Origin of the sequence: Streptomyces sp. NPDC091282 (assembly GCF_044757385.1) — a bacterium.
GTDB classification, from domain to species: Bacteria; Actinomycetota; Actinomycetes; order Streptomycetales; family Streptomycetaceae; genus Streptomyces; species Streptomyces gramineus.
Map to the genome: position 1 here is coordinate 740,970 of NZ_JBIVUX010000003.1, position 13,898 is coordinate 754,867.

General features: G+C 73.2%; 13 protein-coding genes. 10 read left to right on the forward strand and 3 right to left on the reverse strand.

Going from position 1 to position 13,898, the window contains the following annotated elements; translation table 11 throughout:
* Positions 1-58: 58 nt before the first annotated feature.
* Positions 59-2,179, reverse strand: coding sequence for a prolyl oligopeptidase family serine peptidase (locus ACIQOE_RS17275; protein ID WP_401412193.1), 2,121 nt, complete (start codon positions 2,177-2,179; stop codon positions 59-61).
* Positions 2,180-2,368: 189 nt separating this feature from the next.
* Here ACIQOE_RS17275 and ACIQOE_RS17280 point away from each other — a divergent pair, with 189 nt between their 5' ends.
* The 8 genes from ACIQOE_RS17280 (at position 2,369) to ACIQOE_RS17315 (ending at position 10,049) form a co-directional block, all read left to right on the forward strand.
* On the forward strand, positions 2,369-2,563 hold the full coding sequence (locus ACIQOE_RS17280) for a hypothetical protein (RefSeq protein WP_351318948.1): 195 nt from the start codon (positions 2,369-2,371) through the stop codon (positions 2,561-2,563).
* An 80-nt stretch (positions 2,564-2,643) separates the two neighbouring features.
* A complete protein-coding gene (gene mshB / locus ACIQOE_RS17285; protein WP_401412195.1) occupies positions 2,644-3,537 on the forward strand; it encodes an N-acetyl-1-D-myo-inositol-2-amino-2-deoxy-alpha-D-glucopyranoside deacetylase in 894 nt (297 codons plus the stop codon).
* Entirely contained in the window at positions 3,534-3,950 is a 417-nt protein-coding gene (locus ACIQOE_RS17290; protein WP_351318952.1) for a DUF6113 family protein, read from the forward strand. The genes mshB and ACIQOE_RS17290 overlap by 4 nt, the downstream gene beginning before the upstream one ends.
* Before the next feature lie 156 nt (positions 3,951-4,106).
* Complete coding sequence (locus ACIQOE_RS17295; RefSeq protein ID WP_401412198.1) at positions 4,107-6,410, forward strand: hypothetical protein; 2,304 nt, start codon at positions 4,107-4,109, stop codon at positions 6,408-6,410.
* Between the two features lie 141 nt (positions 6,411-6,551).
* A complete protein-coding gene (locus ACIQOE_RS17300) occupies positions 6,552-7,496 on the forward strand; it encodes an ABC transporter ATP-binding protein (protein WP_365573853.1) in 945 nt (314 codons plus the stop codon).
* A complete protein-coding gene (locus tag ACIQOE_RS17305) occupies positions 7,493-8,233 on the forward strand; it encodes an ABC transporter permease (RefSeq protein WP_351318958.1) in 741 nt (246 codons plus the stop codon). The genes ACIQOE_RS17300 and ACIQOE_RS17305 overlap by 4 nt, the downstream gene beginning before the upstream one ends.
* A gap of 5 nt (positions 8,234-8,238) precedes the next feature.
* On the forward strand, positions 8,239-9,438 hold the full coding sequence (locus tag ACIQOE_RS17310; protein ID WP_365565290.1) for a histidine kinase: 1,200 nt from the start codon (positions 8,239-8,241) through the stop codon (positions 9,436-9,438).
* Positions 9,435-10,049: a response regulator transcription factor gene (locus tag ACIQOE_RS17315; RefSeq protein WP_351318960.1), complete on the forward strand. Its 615-nt coding sequence runs from the start codon at positions 9,435-9,437 to the stop codon at positions 10,047-10,049. The genes ACIQOE_RS17310 and ACIQOE_RS17315 overlap by 4 nt, the downstream gene beginning before the upstream one ends.
* A 40-nt stretch (positions 10,050-10,089) precedes the next feature.
* Here the strand turns inward: ACIQOE_RS17315 and ACIQOE_RS17320 are convergent, their stop codons facing one another.
* Together ACIQOE_RS17320 and ACIQOE_RS17325 are read right to left on the reverse strand one after the other, a co-directional pair.
* Positions 10,090-10,977 (reverse strand): transglutaminase-like domain-containing protein, encoded by an 888-nt coding sequence (locus ACIQOE_RS17320; protein WP_351318962.1) that lies wholly within the window; start codon positions 10,975-10,977, stop codon positions 10,090-10,092.
* A gap of 43 nt (positions 10,978-11,020) precedes the next feature.
* On the reverse strand, positions 11,021-12,025 hold the full coding sequence (locus ACIQOE_RS17325; RefSeq protein ID WP_401412201.1) for a GNAT family N-acetyltransferase: 1,005 nt from the start codon (positions 12,023-12,025) through the stop codon (positions 11,021-11,023).
* Between the two features lie 140 nt (positions 12,026-12,165).
* On the opposite strand from ACIQOE_RS17325, the gene fdxA reads away from it, so the two are divergent.
* Positions 12,166-12,486, forward strand: a complete 321-nt coding sequence (fdxA, locus tag ACIQOE_RS17330; protein ID WP_007495984.1) for a ferredoxin — start codon at positions 12,166-12,168, stop codon at positions 12,484-12,486.
* Between the two features lie 138 nt (positions 12,487-12,624).
* Positions 12,625-13,719, forward strand: coding sequence for a bifunctional succinyldiaminopimelate transaminase/glutamate-prephenate aminotransferase (locus ACIQOE_RS17335; protein ID WP_401412542.1), 1,095 nt, complete (start codon positions 12,625-12,627; stop codon positions 13,717-13,719).
* Positions 13,720-13,898 lie beyond the last annotated feature (179 nt).

Genomic DNA, 13,898 nt, shown 5'->3' on the forward strand with positions numbered 1-13,898 from the left:
CGGTGCTTCGTCGTGGTTCCTCGATTATTGGCTGCGGTGCTCTGTGGAGCGCTGTTGCTCAGCCGAGTCCAAGAGCGCGCCGGAGGAAGTCCAGCTGGAGCAGCAGCAGGTTCTCCGCGACCTGTTCCTGCGGGGTCATGTGGGTCACGCCGGACAGCGGGAGCACCTCGTGCGGGCGGCCCGCGGCCAGCAGGGCGCTGGACAGGCGCAGCGAGTGGGCCACCACCACGTTGTCGTCCGCCAGCCCATGGATGATCATCATCGGCCGGTGCGGCTCGGCCGCGTCGACCAGGCCCGCGTCGTCGATCACCGAGTTGCGCCGGTACACCTCCGGCTGCTCGCCCGGGTCGCCGAGGTAGCGCTCCTGGTAGTGGGTGTCGTACAGGCGCAGGTCGGTCACCGGGGCGCCCACCACCGCCGCGTGGAAGACGTCCGGGCGGCGCAGGGCCGCGAGCGCGGCGAGGTAGCCGCCGAAGGACCAGCCCCGGATCGCCACCTTGGACAGGTCGAGCGGGAAGTCGGCGGCGAGCGCCCGGAGGGCGTCGACCTGGTCCTCCAGGACGGTCGCGGCGACGTCGTCCTTGATGGCCTTCTCCCAGGCCGGCGAGCGGCCGGGGGTGCCCCGCCCGTCGGCGACCACGACGGCGAAGCCCTGGTCGGCGAACCACTGGGAGGTGAGGTGGGCGTTGTGGGCGGCGACCACGCGCTGGCCGTGCGGACCGCCGTAGGGGTCGAGCAGAACCGGAAGGGGAGTGTCCCCGTGGTAGTCCCGTGGCATAAGCACGGCGCACGGAATTCGGCGTGCGCCCCCCTCGGTGAGGGTCACGCGCGGGGACAAACCGGGATCTTCGGCGTGCGACGTGACAGTTGCCAGATGTTTTCCGTCACGGAGCACCTGGACGCGCGCGCCCGGAGTGTCCAGCGCCGTGGAGACCAGAACGGTCACGCCTCCGGCGCGCACGGCCGTGTGCACGCCGGGCTCCTGCGACACGCGCTCCACGCCGAGTTCGTTGACGCGGTAGACGTGTACCTCGCCGATCTCGGGGGACTCGGCCTCCTCGCCCGCGGACGCGGAGACCAGCACGTCGTCGGCGGTCACGTCGAGAACCGCACGGATGTGCAACTGCGCACCCGTGAGGGGGCGTTCGCCCACCGCGAGGACCCGGGCGCCGCCCTCGTCGGCGATCCGGACCAGGTGTCCCGAAGGGCTCCAGCAGGGCACTCCACCGAACAGTTCAAGCCATGTTGGATCTTCGTCGGCGTGCACCATCCGGGTCGCGCCGGAGGCCGGGTCGACCGCGAGGAACAGCTGGCTGCGCTGGTCCCGCGCCTGCACGAGCAGCAGCGGAGCACCCGCTTCTGACCAGTGCACATGCGCCACGTACGGGTAGCGTGCGCGGTCCCAGGAGACCTCCGTGCGCCCCCCTTCGAGGTCGTAGGCGAACAGCCGTACCTCGGCGTTGTCGGTGCCCGCGGCCGGGTAGGCGACATGATGTGGCTCACGCCCGGGGTGGGCGGGGTCGGCGATCCACCACCGCCGTACCGGCGTGTCGTCCACGCGGGCCACGAGCAGCCGGTCGGACCGCGGCGACCACCAGAAGCCGCGCGAACGCCCCATCTCCTCGGCCGCGATGAACTCGGCCGATCCGTAGGTGACCTGTTCCGACTCCGGTTCCGCCAGGGCCCGGTCGTCCTCGCCGTCGGCGCCCACGACCCGCAGGGCGCCCTCAGTGACGTACGCGATCAGGCGGCCGTCGGGGGAGGGGCGCGGGTCGATCACCGGTCCGGGGACCGTGAGTTCACGCGTCGTGCCGGACCTCGGCTCCGCCGTGAAAAGCCGCCCTGACAAGGCGAAAGCCGCCAGCTCAAGGGCCGCGTCGCAGGCGTAGCCGACGATGCCGGCACCGCCCTCGCGGCTGCGTTCGCGGCGGGCCCGTTCCTGTGCCGAGAGGTGCTCGTCGGCACCGCCGAGCAGGGTGCGCGGGTCGGCCGCCAGGCGCTCCTCACCACTCGGAACGTCCAGGATCCACAGGGAGTTGGCCCGGTCCGTACCGGATCCGGAGCGCAGGAACGCCACCCGGGAGCCGTCGGGGGCCACGGTGAACGCGCGCGGCGCGCCGAGCGTGAAACGCTGGGTGCGGGCGTGCCGGCGGGGGAATGAGACAGCCTCGGTCTTCATGCCCTGACCATATTGGCCATGCGCCCCCTTGTGCGGCCGTGCGCCGAGCGATGCGCGAGCACGCATAGTTATGATCACTACCGCTGAGTGGGTATGAACCTGCTGGCTTGCGCATGGATGTGCTGTACCGATCTACAACCCCCATACCCGAACCCCCCGCGTCCCTGGGATCTTTGGAGGTGAGCCGCCGTGGCACTCTCGATTTCGGCGGTAGTGCTGCTGGCGATCGTCGTCTTCTTGCTGATCAAGAAGTCGGGTCTGAAGGGCGGGCATGCGGTCGTCTGCATGCTGCTCGGTTTCTATCTCGCCTCCTCGACCATCGCGCCGACGATCAGCGATCTGACGACGAACGTCGCCAGCATGATCGGCAGCATCAAGTTCTGACCCCCGCCGCCGTCCGGCCCGGTCGGCCTCGTCGACCGGGGCTGCGTGGCGTCACCGGTGGCGTTTCGTAGGCTGGGCACATGACGGAACCGCCCGCCCGGCCGCTACCCGCCCGGCGTCTGCTGCTGGTGCACGCGCACCCGGACGACGAGTCGATCAACAACGGCGCCACCATGGCCCGCTACGCGCGCGAGGGTGCCCAGGTGACCCTTGTCACCTGCACCCTCGGCGAGGGCGGCGAGGTCATCCCGCCCCGGCTGCGGCACCTGACCGGTCCCGCGCTCGGCGAGCACCGCCGGGGCGAGCTGGTCGCCGCCATGCGCGAGCTGGGCGTCGGTGACGTCCGGCTGCTCGGCGGCCCCGGCCGCTACCGGGACTCCGGCATGATGGGCACCGCCGACAACGAGGACCCGCACTGCTTCTGGCAGGCCGACGTCGACGAGGCGGCCGGACTCCTGGCCGAGGTGATCCTGGAGACCCGCCCCCAGGTCGTCGTCACCTATGACGACAACGGCGGGTACGGCCATCCGGACCACATCCAGGCCCACCGCGTCGCCGTACGGGCCGTCGAGCTGGCCGCCGACGCCGGCCACCGTGTCGCCAAGGTCTACTGGAACCGCGTCCCGCGCGCGGTCGCCGAGGCCGCCTTCGCCCGGCTCCACGACGACCTGCCCGGCCTCCCGTTCGAGAAGGCCGCCACCCTCGACGACGTGCCGGGCGTGGTCGACGACGGCCGGATCACCACCGCGATCGACGGCACGGCGTACGCCGGCGCGAAGACCGCCGCGATGGCGGCCCACGCCACCCAGATCGAGATGGCACCGCACGGCGCCCCCTGCTTCGCGCTCTCCAACGAACTGGCGCAGCCCGTGTTCACCACCGAGTACTACGAGTTGGCGGGCGCGGAACCGGGCGCCGGGCGCGAGAGCGATCTCTTCGCCGGTCTCGGCCTGCCCGTCCAGGAGGCGTCATGAGTTCCGCCGGACGCGGCTCGATGCTCGCGCAACCGTTGCAGTTCCCCTCCGTCGGACGGTTCGCCGCCCTGCTCGGGCTGGCCGTGCTCGGCGTGGCCGTCGGCGTCGCCGGGGCCCTCGTCCAGGCCGCCTGGTTCCCCGGCGGCCTGCTGCTCGCCCTCGCCGGTGCCGCCGGGCTGTTCGTCGGCGGAGCGCGCGCGCTGGGCAGCCGCTCGGGGGCCGTGGCGCCCGCGTTCGGCTGGGTCGTCGCCGTCATCTTCCTCACCGCCAGCAGACCCGAGGGCGACTTCCTGTTCGGCGCGGGAGGCGGTTCCTACCTCTTCCTGCTCGGCGGTATGGCGCTGGCTGTGATCTGCGCCACTATAGGTTTGGGGCGGCAACCCGACGCGGATCCCGCCCGACTTGGCAAGTGACGTACCACTTCGCCGTACGGCGCGCGTGCGAGTCCGGTGTGGGTTTCCCCAGCGGTCATGGGATAAGCGCCAGAAGTGGCCAGTATGGTGGTGCGCGCCGCCGAGCCGCCCGCAGCAAGGTCGTACGGGCGGTGGAGCCAACCGGGAGAACCTGCCTTGAGTCGTGAAACTGACACTCCTTCCTCCGGGCCCGACGGGCACGGGGGAGCCGCTTACCCCTCGGGCACGCCGCCGTACGGGACCCCCATGGCTTCCGACGACGGGACGGGCGCCGGCCGGCCGGCCGCGCAGCCGGAGGAACGAAGGACCGAGACCACGCTGACGACCCGGATCCGGATCAACATCCCCGGATCCCGGCCGATTCCGCCGGTGGTCGTCCGCACCCCCGTCACCGACGCCGACGCCGGCGCCGGTGAGGAGACGGGCACGCACGCGCAGCCGACGGGCGCCGCCCCGTCCGCCGGCGGCGTCGAGCCGCCCGCCGAGACCGCGCCGCCCGCGCCCGGTCCCGGCGAGAAGCAGAGCGACTGGTTCGCGCCGCGCAAGTCCGGTCCCGCCAAGGGCGGTCAGCGAGGCGGCGCCGCCAACGGCGCGGGCGCGCCCGGCGGTTCGCCGGCCGCGCCGCCCACCGCCCCGGCCGCACCCGGCACCCCCGGTGCCCCCGGTGCCCCGCGGACGAACGGCGGCCGTCCCGGCGGTGTCGTCGGCTCGATGAGCGTGCCCGGCACGTCCCGGCCCGGCTCCACCAACGGCGCCGGGCTGCCCACGGGCGCCACCGGCGGCCCGGTGGCCCCCGGCCACGGCGGCGGCACCGGATCCTTCGACGTGACCGAGGCGCTCGCCGCGGGCCCGCTCGGCGGCCCCCGCGGCGGCGCGAGCGGCCCCGGCGAGCCCCGGCGGGACGAACTGCCCTACTTCTCCGAGAACGACGGCCAGAACGGCGCCCAGACCGGTTCCGGCACGCCCGGCGGCGGCCCGGCCGGCCCCGGCGGCCCGAGCGGCTTCAACGGCACCGGCCGTCCCGGCGGTGCCGGCGGCCCGCAGGGCCCGGCGGGCCCCACCGGCGGCCCGGTCACCGGGGACGGCCCGTTCATCCCGCCGGTCACCGGCGGCGCGGCCCCGGCCGGCGGCGAGCCGTTCGGCGCGCCGGGCGGCCCGGCCGGTCCCGGCACCCGCCCCGGCGGCCCCGCGGGCCGTTCCGCCCAGGCCGGACCCGGCGTGCGCACCGCCCCCGCCGGTTCCGGCCTCGGCCCCGGCGGCGGCCTGAGCGACGACACCGCGATCCTCACCCCGCAGAAGCCCGCCCCCGAACCGGGCATGCCCGGCTACGGATCTCCGGCGGACAACGTCTCCGGACACACCGTCACCAGCGGTATCCCGGTCGTGCCGCCGGGCGTGAACTCCCCGTTCGCGCCGGGCGCCCCGGGCGACGGACCGCAGCCGCACACGCCTCCGAAGCTGCCCACGCCGGTCACGCCGCCGCCGGCCCAGACCAAGGCCAAGGCGAAGGCGAAGAAGAAGCGCGGCAAACTGCCGCTGCTCGTCGGCGTCGTGGTGGTCGCGGGCCTCGGCGCCTACGGTGCCGGGCTCCTGATGAACCACTCCGACGTGCCCAAGGGCACCACGGTGCTCGGCGTCGACATCGGCGGCGGCACCCGGGACGACGCCGTCAAGAAGCTCACCGACGCGTTCGGCCCGCGGGTGAACAAGCCGCTGAAGCTGTCGGTCGACGGCAAGGCCGTCGCCCTGCCGCCGTCCCAGGCGGGCCTGCAGTTCGACATGCAGGCCACCGTCGACGAGGCCGCCAAGAGCGACTACAACCCGGTCTCCGTGATCGGTTCCCTGTTCGGGCAGAAGCGGGTCGTCGACCCGAGCATGCCCACCGACGAGGAGAAGCTCCAGGCCGCCCTCAAGGGCCTGGGCAGCGGCTCGGGTTCGGCCACCGAGGGCACGATCAAGTTCACCGGCGGCAAGGCCGTCGCGGTCTACGGCAAGGCCGGCAAGGGCATCGACGCGGCCGGCTCCACGAAGGCCGTCGAGCAGGCGTACGAGTCGATGGTGGAGACGGGCACCGCCTCCGCGGTCTCCGTCCCGACGGCCACCGTGCAGCCGACGGTCTCCAATGCCGAGGTCGACCGCGAGATGAAGGACTTCGCTCAGCCGGCGATGTCCGCCAACGTCATCGTGCGCACGGACGCGGTGCACAGCATCCCGTTCGGCGCGGTGTCGCTGCCGAAGATCCTCGGTTTCAAGGCCGTCGGCGGCAAGCTGGTGGAGACGTACGACCTCGACGCCCTCAAGAAGGCGTACGGCGCCACCTTCGACGGCGTGCTGATCACCCGCGGCACCGGGCAGAAGACCGCCGTCACCCCGCAGGACGTGGCCTCCGCGCTGCGCAAGGCGCTGGTCGGCAAGACCACGGCCGAGCGGGTCGGGGTCATCGCGACCGACCCGAGCTGAGTCCGGCCCGAAGAAAGGGGCGCCCGGTGCACACCGGGCGCCCCTTCTTCGTGTGTCACGCCCGGCGGATGACATCTGTCATACGGCACTGTGGACGGTCGGCACTGCTCCAGGACCCGGCCCGGCCGTCAGCATGGAGACATGACAACGACAGCGGCGACCACCGCCACCGACACCCCGGTGGTGGTCGGGTTCGACCAGGTGAGCAAGACGTACGGGAAGGTGCGGGCCGTCGACGGGCTCACGTTGCGGCTGCACCCGGGGGAGACCGTGGCCCTGCTCGGGCCGAACGGCGCGGGCAAGTCGACCACGCTCGACCTGCTGCTCGGCCTCAAGCAGGCCGACACCGGCGCGGTGACCGTGTTCGGCACGAGCCCGCGGGAGGCCATCGTCGCCGGCCGGGTGGGCGCGATGCTGCAGAGCGGCGGCCTGATGGACGAGGTCACGGTCGCCGAACTCGTGCAGCTCGCCTGCCGGCTGCACCCCAAGCCCTACAAGGTCAGCGACGTCCTCGCCCGCGCGGGCATCTCGCAGATCGCCGACCGCAAGGTCAACAAGCTCTCCGGCGGCCAGTCCCAGCGCGTCCGGTTCGCGCTCGCGACCGCCGGCGACAGCGACCTGATCGTCCTGGACGAGCCGACCACCGGCATGGACGTCTCGGCCCGCCAGGCGTTCTGGGCCACCATGCGCGACCAGGCCGACCAGGGCCGTACCGTCCTGTTCGCCACCCACTACCTCGAAGAGGCCGACGCCATCGCCGACCGGGTGCTGGTGCTGCACCGCGGGCGGCTGCTGGCCGACGGGACCGCCGCCGAGATCAAGGCGAAGGCGGGCGCGCGGCGGATCTCCTTCGACCTGGAGGGCGACATCGACGAGGCGCCGCTGCGGGCGCTGCCCTTCCTGACGGCCGTCGACATCTCCGGCCAGACGATCCGCATCCAGTCCACCGACGCCGACGCCACCGTCCACGCGCTCTACGGCCTCGGTGTCTACCCGCACAACCTCGAAGTCGCCGGGCTCGGTCTGGAGCAGGCCTTCGTCGCCATCACGGAGGCCGAGGAGGCCAAGGAGGCCACGCAGTCATGAACGCGCTGATCAAGCTGGAGCTCGCGCGGGCCCTGCGCAACCGCAAGTTCCTGTTCTTCTCGGTGATCTACCCGTCGATCATCTTCCTGCTGGTCGCCAGCCAGGGCGACACCAGCCAGACCGTCGACGACACGGGGCTCTCGGTGGCGGCCTACGTCATGGTCTCCATGGCCTCCTTCGGCGCCCTGACCGCCGTCCTGATGGGCAACAGCGAGCGCATCGCCAAGGAGCGGGAGAGCGGCTGGGTGCGGCAGCTGCGCCTGACCACCCTGCCCGGCCGTGGCTACGTCCTCGCCAAGACCGCCAGCGCCGCCGTGGTCAGCCTGCCGTCCATCGTGGTCGTCTTCGTGATCGCCGCGACGGTGAAGGACGTACGGCTGGACGCCTGGCAGTGGCTCGCGCTCACCGGCGCCATCTGGGCCGGCAGCCTGGTCTTCGCCGCGCTCGGCGTGGCCATCGGCTACCTGGCCTCCGGGGACGCGGTCCGCCCGATCACGATGATCACCTACTTCGGCCTGTCGATCCTCGGCGGCCTGTGGTGGCCCTCCTCGTCCTTCCCGACCTGGCTCCAGGACATCGCGAAGTGGCTGCCCACGCACGCGTACGCTGCACTGGGACGGGCCATCGAGCAGAGCCAGGCCCCGAAAACCCAGGACATCGCCATCCTCGTCGTCTTCTTCGCCCTGTTCGTCGGCGGCGCGGCCTGGCTGTACCGGAAGGACACGCTGAAGGCGTGAGCACGATGACGGAAGGCCCCTGGCCCGACGAGCGGACGCGCGGGGACCGGCTGGTGCGCATCGGCCAGCCGCCCCGCAGCCGGGGCGAGGCAGTGCGCAAGATGGTGTGGGTCCTGCCATGGCTGATCTATCTCGCCTCCCCGGCGCAGGACCTGGCCGCCGGCCACCACGGCAGCGCGGCCACCGCGGCCGGCTGGGCGGGCCTGGCGGCCTTCGTCGGCATCTACCTGGCCATCGTCTTCCGCTCCATGGGCCGCCCCTTCCGGGGCTGGATCGTCGACGCGGCGATCGCCGTCGAGGGGGCGCTCGCGATCGCCCTGGCCTTCGGCCTCGGCGGCTCCTGGTTCGGTCTGTTCGTGTACGTCTCCGTGATGTGCGGGGTGACCTTCCCGCTGCGGATCGCCTACTGGACGATCCCGCTGAACACCGCGGCCATGATGCTGGCGGGCTGGTACCACCACGACCTGGACGAGGCCTGGGGCCTGTTCCTGGTGGTGCTCCTGATCGGCTACTCCATGATCGGCGTACGGCAACTGGTCGCCACCACGATCGAGTTGCGCAAGGCCCGTGCCACCGTCGCCCAACTGGCCGCCAACGAGGAGCGGTTGCGCCTCGCCCGGGACCTGCACGACCTGCTGGGCCACTCGCTCTCCCTCATCACCCTGAAGAGCGAGCTGGCGGGACGGATGCTGCCCGGCCACCCCGACAAGGCGGCCCAGCAGGTCTCCGACATCGAACAGGTCAGCCGGCAGGCCCTGGTGGACGTCCGGGAGGCCGTCTCCGGATACCGGCGCCCCCGGCTCGCCGCCGAACTCGCGGGCGCCCAGGTGGCCCTGACCGCGGCCGCCGTCACCGCCGAGGTGCCGGCCGAGCCGGACCTCACCGGAGTGCCGGAGGAGGGCGAGGCGGCCCTGGCGTGGGCGCTGCGCGAGGCGGTCACCAACGTCGTACGGCACAGCGGCGCGAGCGCCTGCACGGTGGAGGTACTGCGCCGTCAGACCCTGGACGGCCCGGTCCTCGAACTCTCCGTGGAGGACAACGGCTCGGGCGGCTCGGGCACGGGCCCCGGCAACGGTCTCACCGGGCTCACCGAGCGGCTGGAGAAGGCCGGCGGCACGCTGGAGGCGGGCCGTGCGAAGCGGGGTTTCCGGCTGGTCGCCCGGGTCCCGCTCGGCACCGGAGGGGCCGTAGGATCCGGGGCATGAGCAGCACGATCAAGGTCCTCCTCGCCGAGGACCAGTCGATGGTCCGTGAGGCGCTCGCCGCCCTGCTGGGCCTGGAGGACGACATCGAGGTCGTGGCCCAGGTCGCGCGCGGCGACGAGGTGCTGGCGGCCGCACGGCAGCACGCCGTCGACGTCGCCCTGCTCGACATCGAGATGCCGGGCTGTACGGGCATCGAGGCGGCGGCCCGGCTGCACAAGGCGCTGCCGGCCGTGAAGCTGGTCGTGCTGACCACCTTCGGGCGGCCCGGCTACCTGCGCAGCGCGATGGAGGCGGGCGCCGACGCGTTCCTGGTCAAGGACGCCCCCGCCGCCCAGCTCGCCGCGGCGGTCCGCAAGGTCCTGGCAGGCGAGCGCGTCATCGATCCCACGCTGGCGGCGGCGGCCCTCGCGGAGGGCGCAAACCCCCTCACCGACCGCGAGCGGGAGGTCCTGCGCGCGGCCGCCGACGGCTCCACGAACGCCGAACTGGCCGCGGCCCTGCACCTTTCGCAGGGGACGGTGCGCAACTACCTCTCGACGGCCATCCAGAAGCTGGCGGTCCGCAACCGGGCCGAGGCGGTCCGCATCGCGCGGGAGAAGGGCTGGCTGTAGCGGACCGGCGGGCCCGCGCGGAAGGGGCGCGCGGGGCAGGTCAGTTCAGCCGGGCGCGGGCCGCCCGTGCCTCGCCCCGCACCTTCTCCGCCGCGCTCTCGTCGACCGCGTCGATCAGCCCGGCGTACTCGTCCAGTTCGTCGGCGCCGTCCGTGAAGTCGCCCCGCTGCACCAGCAGCCGGGCCCGGTCGTAGCGCAGCCTGGCCGGGTGCGCGGGCATGAGCAGGGACAGGTCCACCGCCCACAGGCCCACGTCCGACCGCTCGGGCCGGGCCGCCGCCCAGGCCCGCACGTTGTTCAGGATCCGGCGCAGGACGTCCAGCGGATCGGCCGGTTCCAGCATCGCCGGCTCCAGCGGCACCCCCGTCGCCCCCTCCACCAGCGTCCGCGCGTCCGCCCCGCTCAGCACCCGCCCGCCGGCGAACGGATCGGCCAGCACCTGCTCCTCGGCCGGCCCGAAACCGACCACGAAGTGCCCCGGCAGCGCGACCCCGTGCACCGGTGCCCCGGCCCGCCGGGTGACCTCCAGCCAGACCACGGACAGCAGGATCGGCAGCCCGCGCCGCCGCCGCAGCACCTCGTGCAGCAGCGAGGACTCCAGGCGACGGTAGTCGGAGGCGGTGCCGTGGAAGCCGGTCCGGTCGCCCAGCAGGCGGTGGGCCGCGGTGGCCCAGGCGAGCGGTCCGCCCGGCCGGTACGGCAGCTGCCCGGCCAGCCGGTCCAGTTCCATCTGGGCCGCGTCGAGGCCGGCCTCGTCCAGCGAGCCGTCGGCCGCCGCGCCCAGCAGCAGGCACAGCGTCGCCAGGTCGGGCCGCTCGGAGCGCACCTCCTCGCCGAACCGGCGGCCGATGTCGGCGGCCCGTTCCGGTGCCGGCGGTCGCAGTCGCGCGCGCGGTGCCGGATCCGGATCTGGAACAGAGGGGTGCATAGCTCTTTCGTGCCCTTCCGGGACGTCCCGTACCGCGGCGGCCTCAGCGGCCGTCCGCTCCCGGCGCCCTGTAGTGGTGGTACGCGTGGTGCGCGCCGAACCCCAGCCCGGTGTACAGCGCCCGCGCTCCCGTGTTGTCCGTCTCCACCTGGAGCCAGGCCGCCGAGGCGCCCTCCTCCAGTGCCCGCCGGGCGAGCGCGGCCATGACCTCGCGGGCCAGCCCCCGGCGGCGCAGCGCCGGATCGACCTCGACGGCGGCGAAACCGGCCCACCGGCCGTCCACCACCAGCCGCCCGATGGCCGCCGGGGCGCCCTCGCCGCGAACGGTCGCGAACCACACGGACGGCCCCGCGGTCAGCACCCGCAGCGCGACCTCGCTGACGCCCTTGCGCTGGTAGCGCGCCAGCCAGGCCTCGTCGGCCGACCGGGAGAGCAGCACACCGGCGCCCTCGGCCCGGTCCGCCACCGGCGCCAGGCTCCCGGTCCACAGCTCGGCGCTCACCTCACGCACCCAGCCGCGCCGTTCCAGCTCCGCGCCGAGCAGCTCCTGGGTGCCCTCGGCGCCGGTCGCGGTCTGCACGTACGCGGGCAGCCCACGGTCGCCGTACCACCGCCGTACGGCGTCCAGGGCGGCGTCGAGCGGCAGCCCCGGATCGCCCGTCGGCAGCGCGCTGTTCGCCCGCCGGGTGAACCCTCCGGAGGCCCGCAGCTCCCACGCGCCGAGCGGCTCGCTCTCCAGCGCCGGCCAGCCGCGCGAGGCGACACGCGCGAGTTCGCGGTACGTCGCCGCCGGTCCCCGGCGGCGCGCCGGGGCGGCCGGCACCACCTTGGCGGCCACCAGCGCGGACGCGGGTATCCGGACGATTTCGCCGTCCCGCCGCGTGATCGTCAGCGTGCCGTCGTCGTCCCATGATGTGAGAACACCCACCGTGTCGGTGAACTTCTCCCCGACGGGGCCATTTCCGGCCAAACGGCGCACGGAGACCCGTTTGCCCACGTCAGCAGCGGTGATACGGACCTCGAAGCGTCCTGCGGCCGAGATTTCCACTGGTCAGTTCACCCCTCCTGTTCGGATCATGCCCGAGAACGGAGATACTAGGGGCGGGCATCGACGACGCCGCGCTCCCGCGCGCCAGGCGGCGGAGCCTACCGAGGCCCGCCGGCGCCCAATCGAGGAGGAACGACAGCGTGACCTACGTCATCGCGCAGCCTTGTGTCGACGTGAAGGACAAGGCGTGCATCGAGGAGTGCCCGGTCGACTGCATCTACGAGGGCCAGCGGTCCTTGTACATCCATCCGGACGAATGCGTTGACTGTGGTGCCTGTGAGCCGGTCTGCCCGGTCGAGGCGATCTTCTACGAGGACGACACTCCGGAGGAGTGGAAGGACTACTACAAGGCCAACGTCGAGTTCTTCGACGAGCTCGGCTCCCCCGGCGGCGCCAGCAAGCTGGGCCTCATCGAGCGCGACCACCCCTTCGTCGCCGCGCTGCCCCCGCAGGCCGAGTAGCCGTACGGCGGCCCGCCGCACCACCGTGCCGCCTCGGTCCCGTACGGCCTGATCGCACCCGATCGGCGCCTGCGGGACCGAGGCGTTTGCCGTGCCGGTCGCAGGACCGGCCGTACCGAAGAAAGTGAGCCCGTGACCGTGTCCGCAGTCTCCGACCGCCTGCCCACCTTCCCCTGGGACAAGCTGGAGCCGTACAAGAAGACGGCAGCGGCGCACCCGGACGGCATCGTCGACCTCTCCGTCGGTACCCCGGTGGACCCGGTCCCCGACCTGATCCAGAAGGCCCTGATCGACGCGGCGGACTCGCCCGGCTATCCGACGGTCTGGGGCACCCCGGCGCTGCGCGACGCGATCACCGGCTGGGTCGGGCGCCGCCTGGGCGCCCGTGACGTCACCCACCGCCACGTCCTGCCGATCGTCGGCTCCAAGGAACTCGTCGCCTGGCTCCCCACCCAGCTCGGCCTCGGCCCCGGCGACAAGGTCGCCTACCCGCGCCTGGCCTACCCCACGTACGAGGTCGGCGCCCGGCTGGCCCGCGCCGAGTACGAGGTCTACGAGGACCCGCGCGAGCTGGACCCGGCGAACCTGAAGCTCCTGTGGCTGAACTCGCCGTCCAACCCGACGGGCCGGGTCCTCTCCGCGTCCGAGCTGACGGAGATCGTGGCCTGGGCCCGCGCCCACGGCGTCCTGGTCTTCTCGGACGAGTGCTACCTCGAACTGGGCTGGGAGGCCGACCCGGTCTCGGTCCTGCACCCGGACGTGAACGGCGGCTCCTACGAGGGCATCGTGGCCGTCCACTCGCTGTCCAAGCGGTCCAACCTGGCGGGCTACCGCGCGGCCTTCCTGGCCGGCGACCCGGCGGTGCTCGGCCCGCTCCTGGAGATCCGCAAGCACGGCGGCATGATGACCTCGGCGCCCACGCAGGCGGCGGTGGTGGCGGCCCTGTCCGACGACACCCACGTCCAGGAGCAGCGGGAGCGCTACGCGGCCCGCCGCACCCTCCTGCGCGAGGCACTGGTGGCGCACGGCTTCCGGGTCGAGCACAGCGAGGCGAGCCTCTATCTGTGGTCGACGCGGGACGAGCCCTGCTGGCAGACGGTGGCCCACCTCGCCGAACTCGGCATCCTGGTGGCACCGGGCGACTTCTACGGCGAGGCGGGCGGGACCTTCGTACGCGTGGCCCTGACGGCGACGGACGAGCGTGTCCGGGCGGCGGTGGCCCGCCTGTCCTAGGGCGTGTTGCGAAAGTCCCGCCTGCCGCGCGACGCCATGCACGCACTCTCGCCGCACCGGGCGAAAGCCCAAGTACATCCAGTACGAGGACTTCCGCCCGGCACGCCGAGAGCACGCACCTGACGCCGCGCGGCCCGCCCTCCGGGCGAACGACGGGACTTTCGCAACACGCCCTAGGG

Bases quoted from the DNA above. Each gene is read 5' to 3' on its own strand.
- ACIQOE_RS17290 (WP_351318952.1), top strand. From the start codon at position 3,534: ATGAGTTCCGCCGGACGCGGCTCGATGCTCGCGCAACCGTTGCAGTTC.
- mshB (WP_401412195.1), top strand. From the start codon at position 2,644: ATGACGGAACCGCCCGCCCGGCCGCTACCCGCCCGGCGTCTGCTGCTG.
- ACIQOE_RS17315 (WP_351318960.1), top strand. From the start codon at position 9,435: ATGAGCAGCACGATCAAGGTCCTCCTCGCCGAGGACCAGTCGATGGTC.
- ACIQOE_RS17275 (WP_401412193.1), bottom strand. From the start codon at position 2,179: ATGAAGACCGAGGCTGTCTCATTCCCCCGCCGGCACGCCCGCACCCAG.
- ACIQOE_RS17305 (WP_351318958.1), top strand. From the start codon at position 7,493: ATGAACGCGCTGATCAAGCTGGAGCTCGCGCGGGCCCTGCGCAACCGC.
- ACIQOE_RS17310 (WP_365565290.1), top strand. From the start codon at position 8,239: ATGACGGAAGGCCCCTGGCCCGACGAGCGGACGCGCGGGGACCGGCTG.
- ACIQOE_RS17300 (WP_365573853.1), top strand. From the start codon at position 6,552: ATGACAACGACAGCGGCGACCACCGCCACCGACACCCCGGTGGTGGTC.
- ACIQOE_RS17320 (WP_351318962.1), bottom strand. From the start codon at position 10,977: ATGCACCCCTCTGTTCCAGATCCGGATCCGGCACCGCGCGCGCGACTG.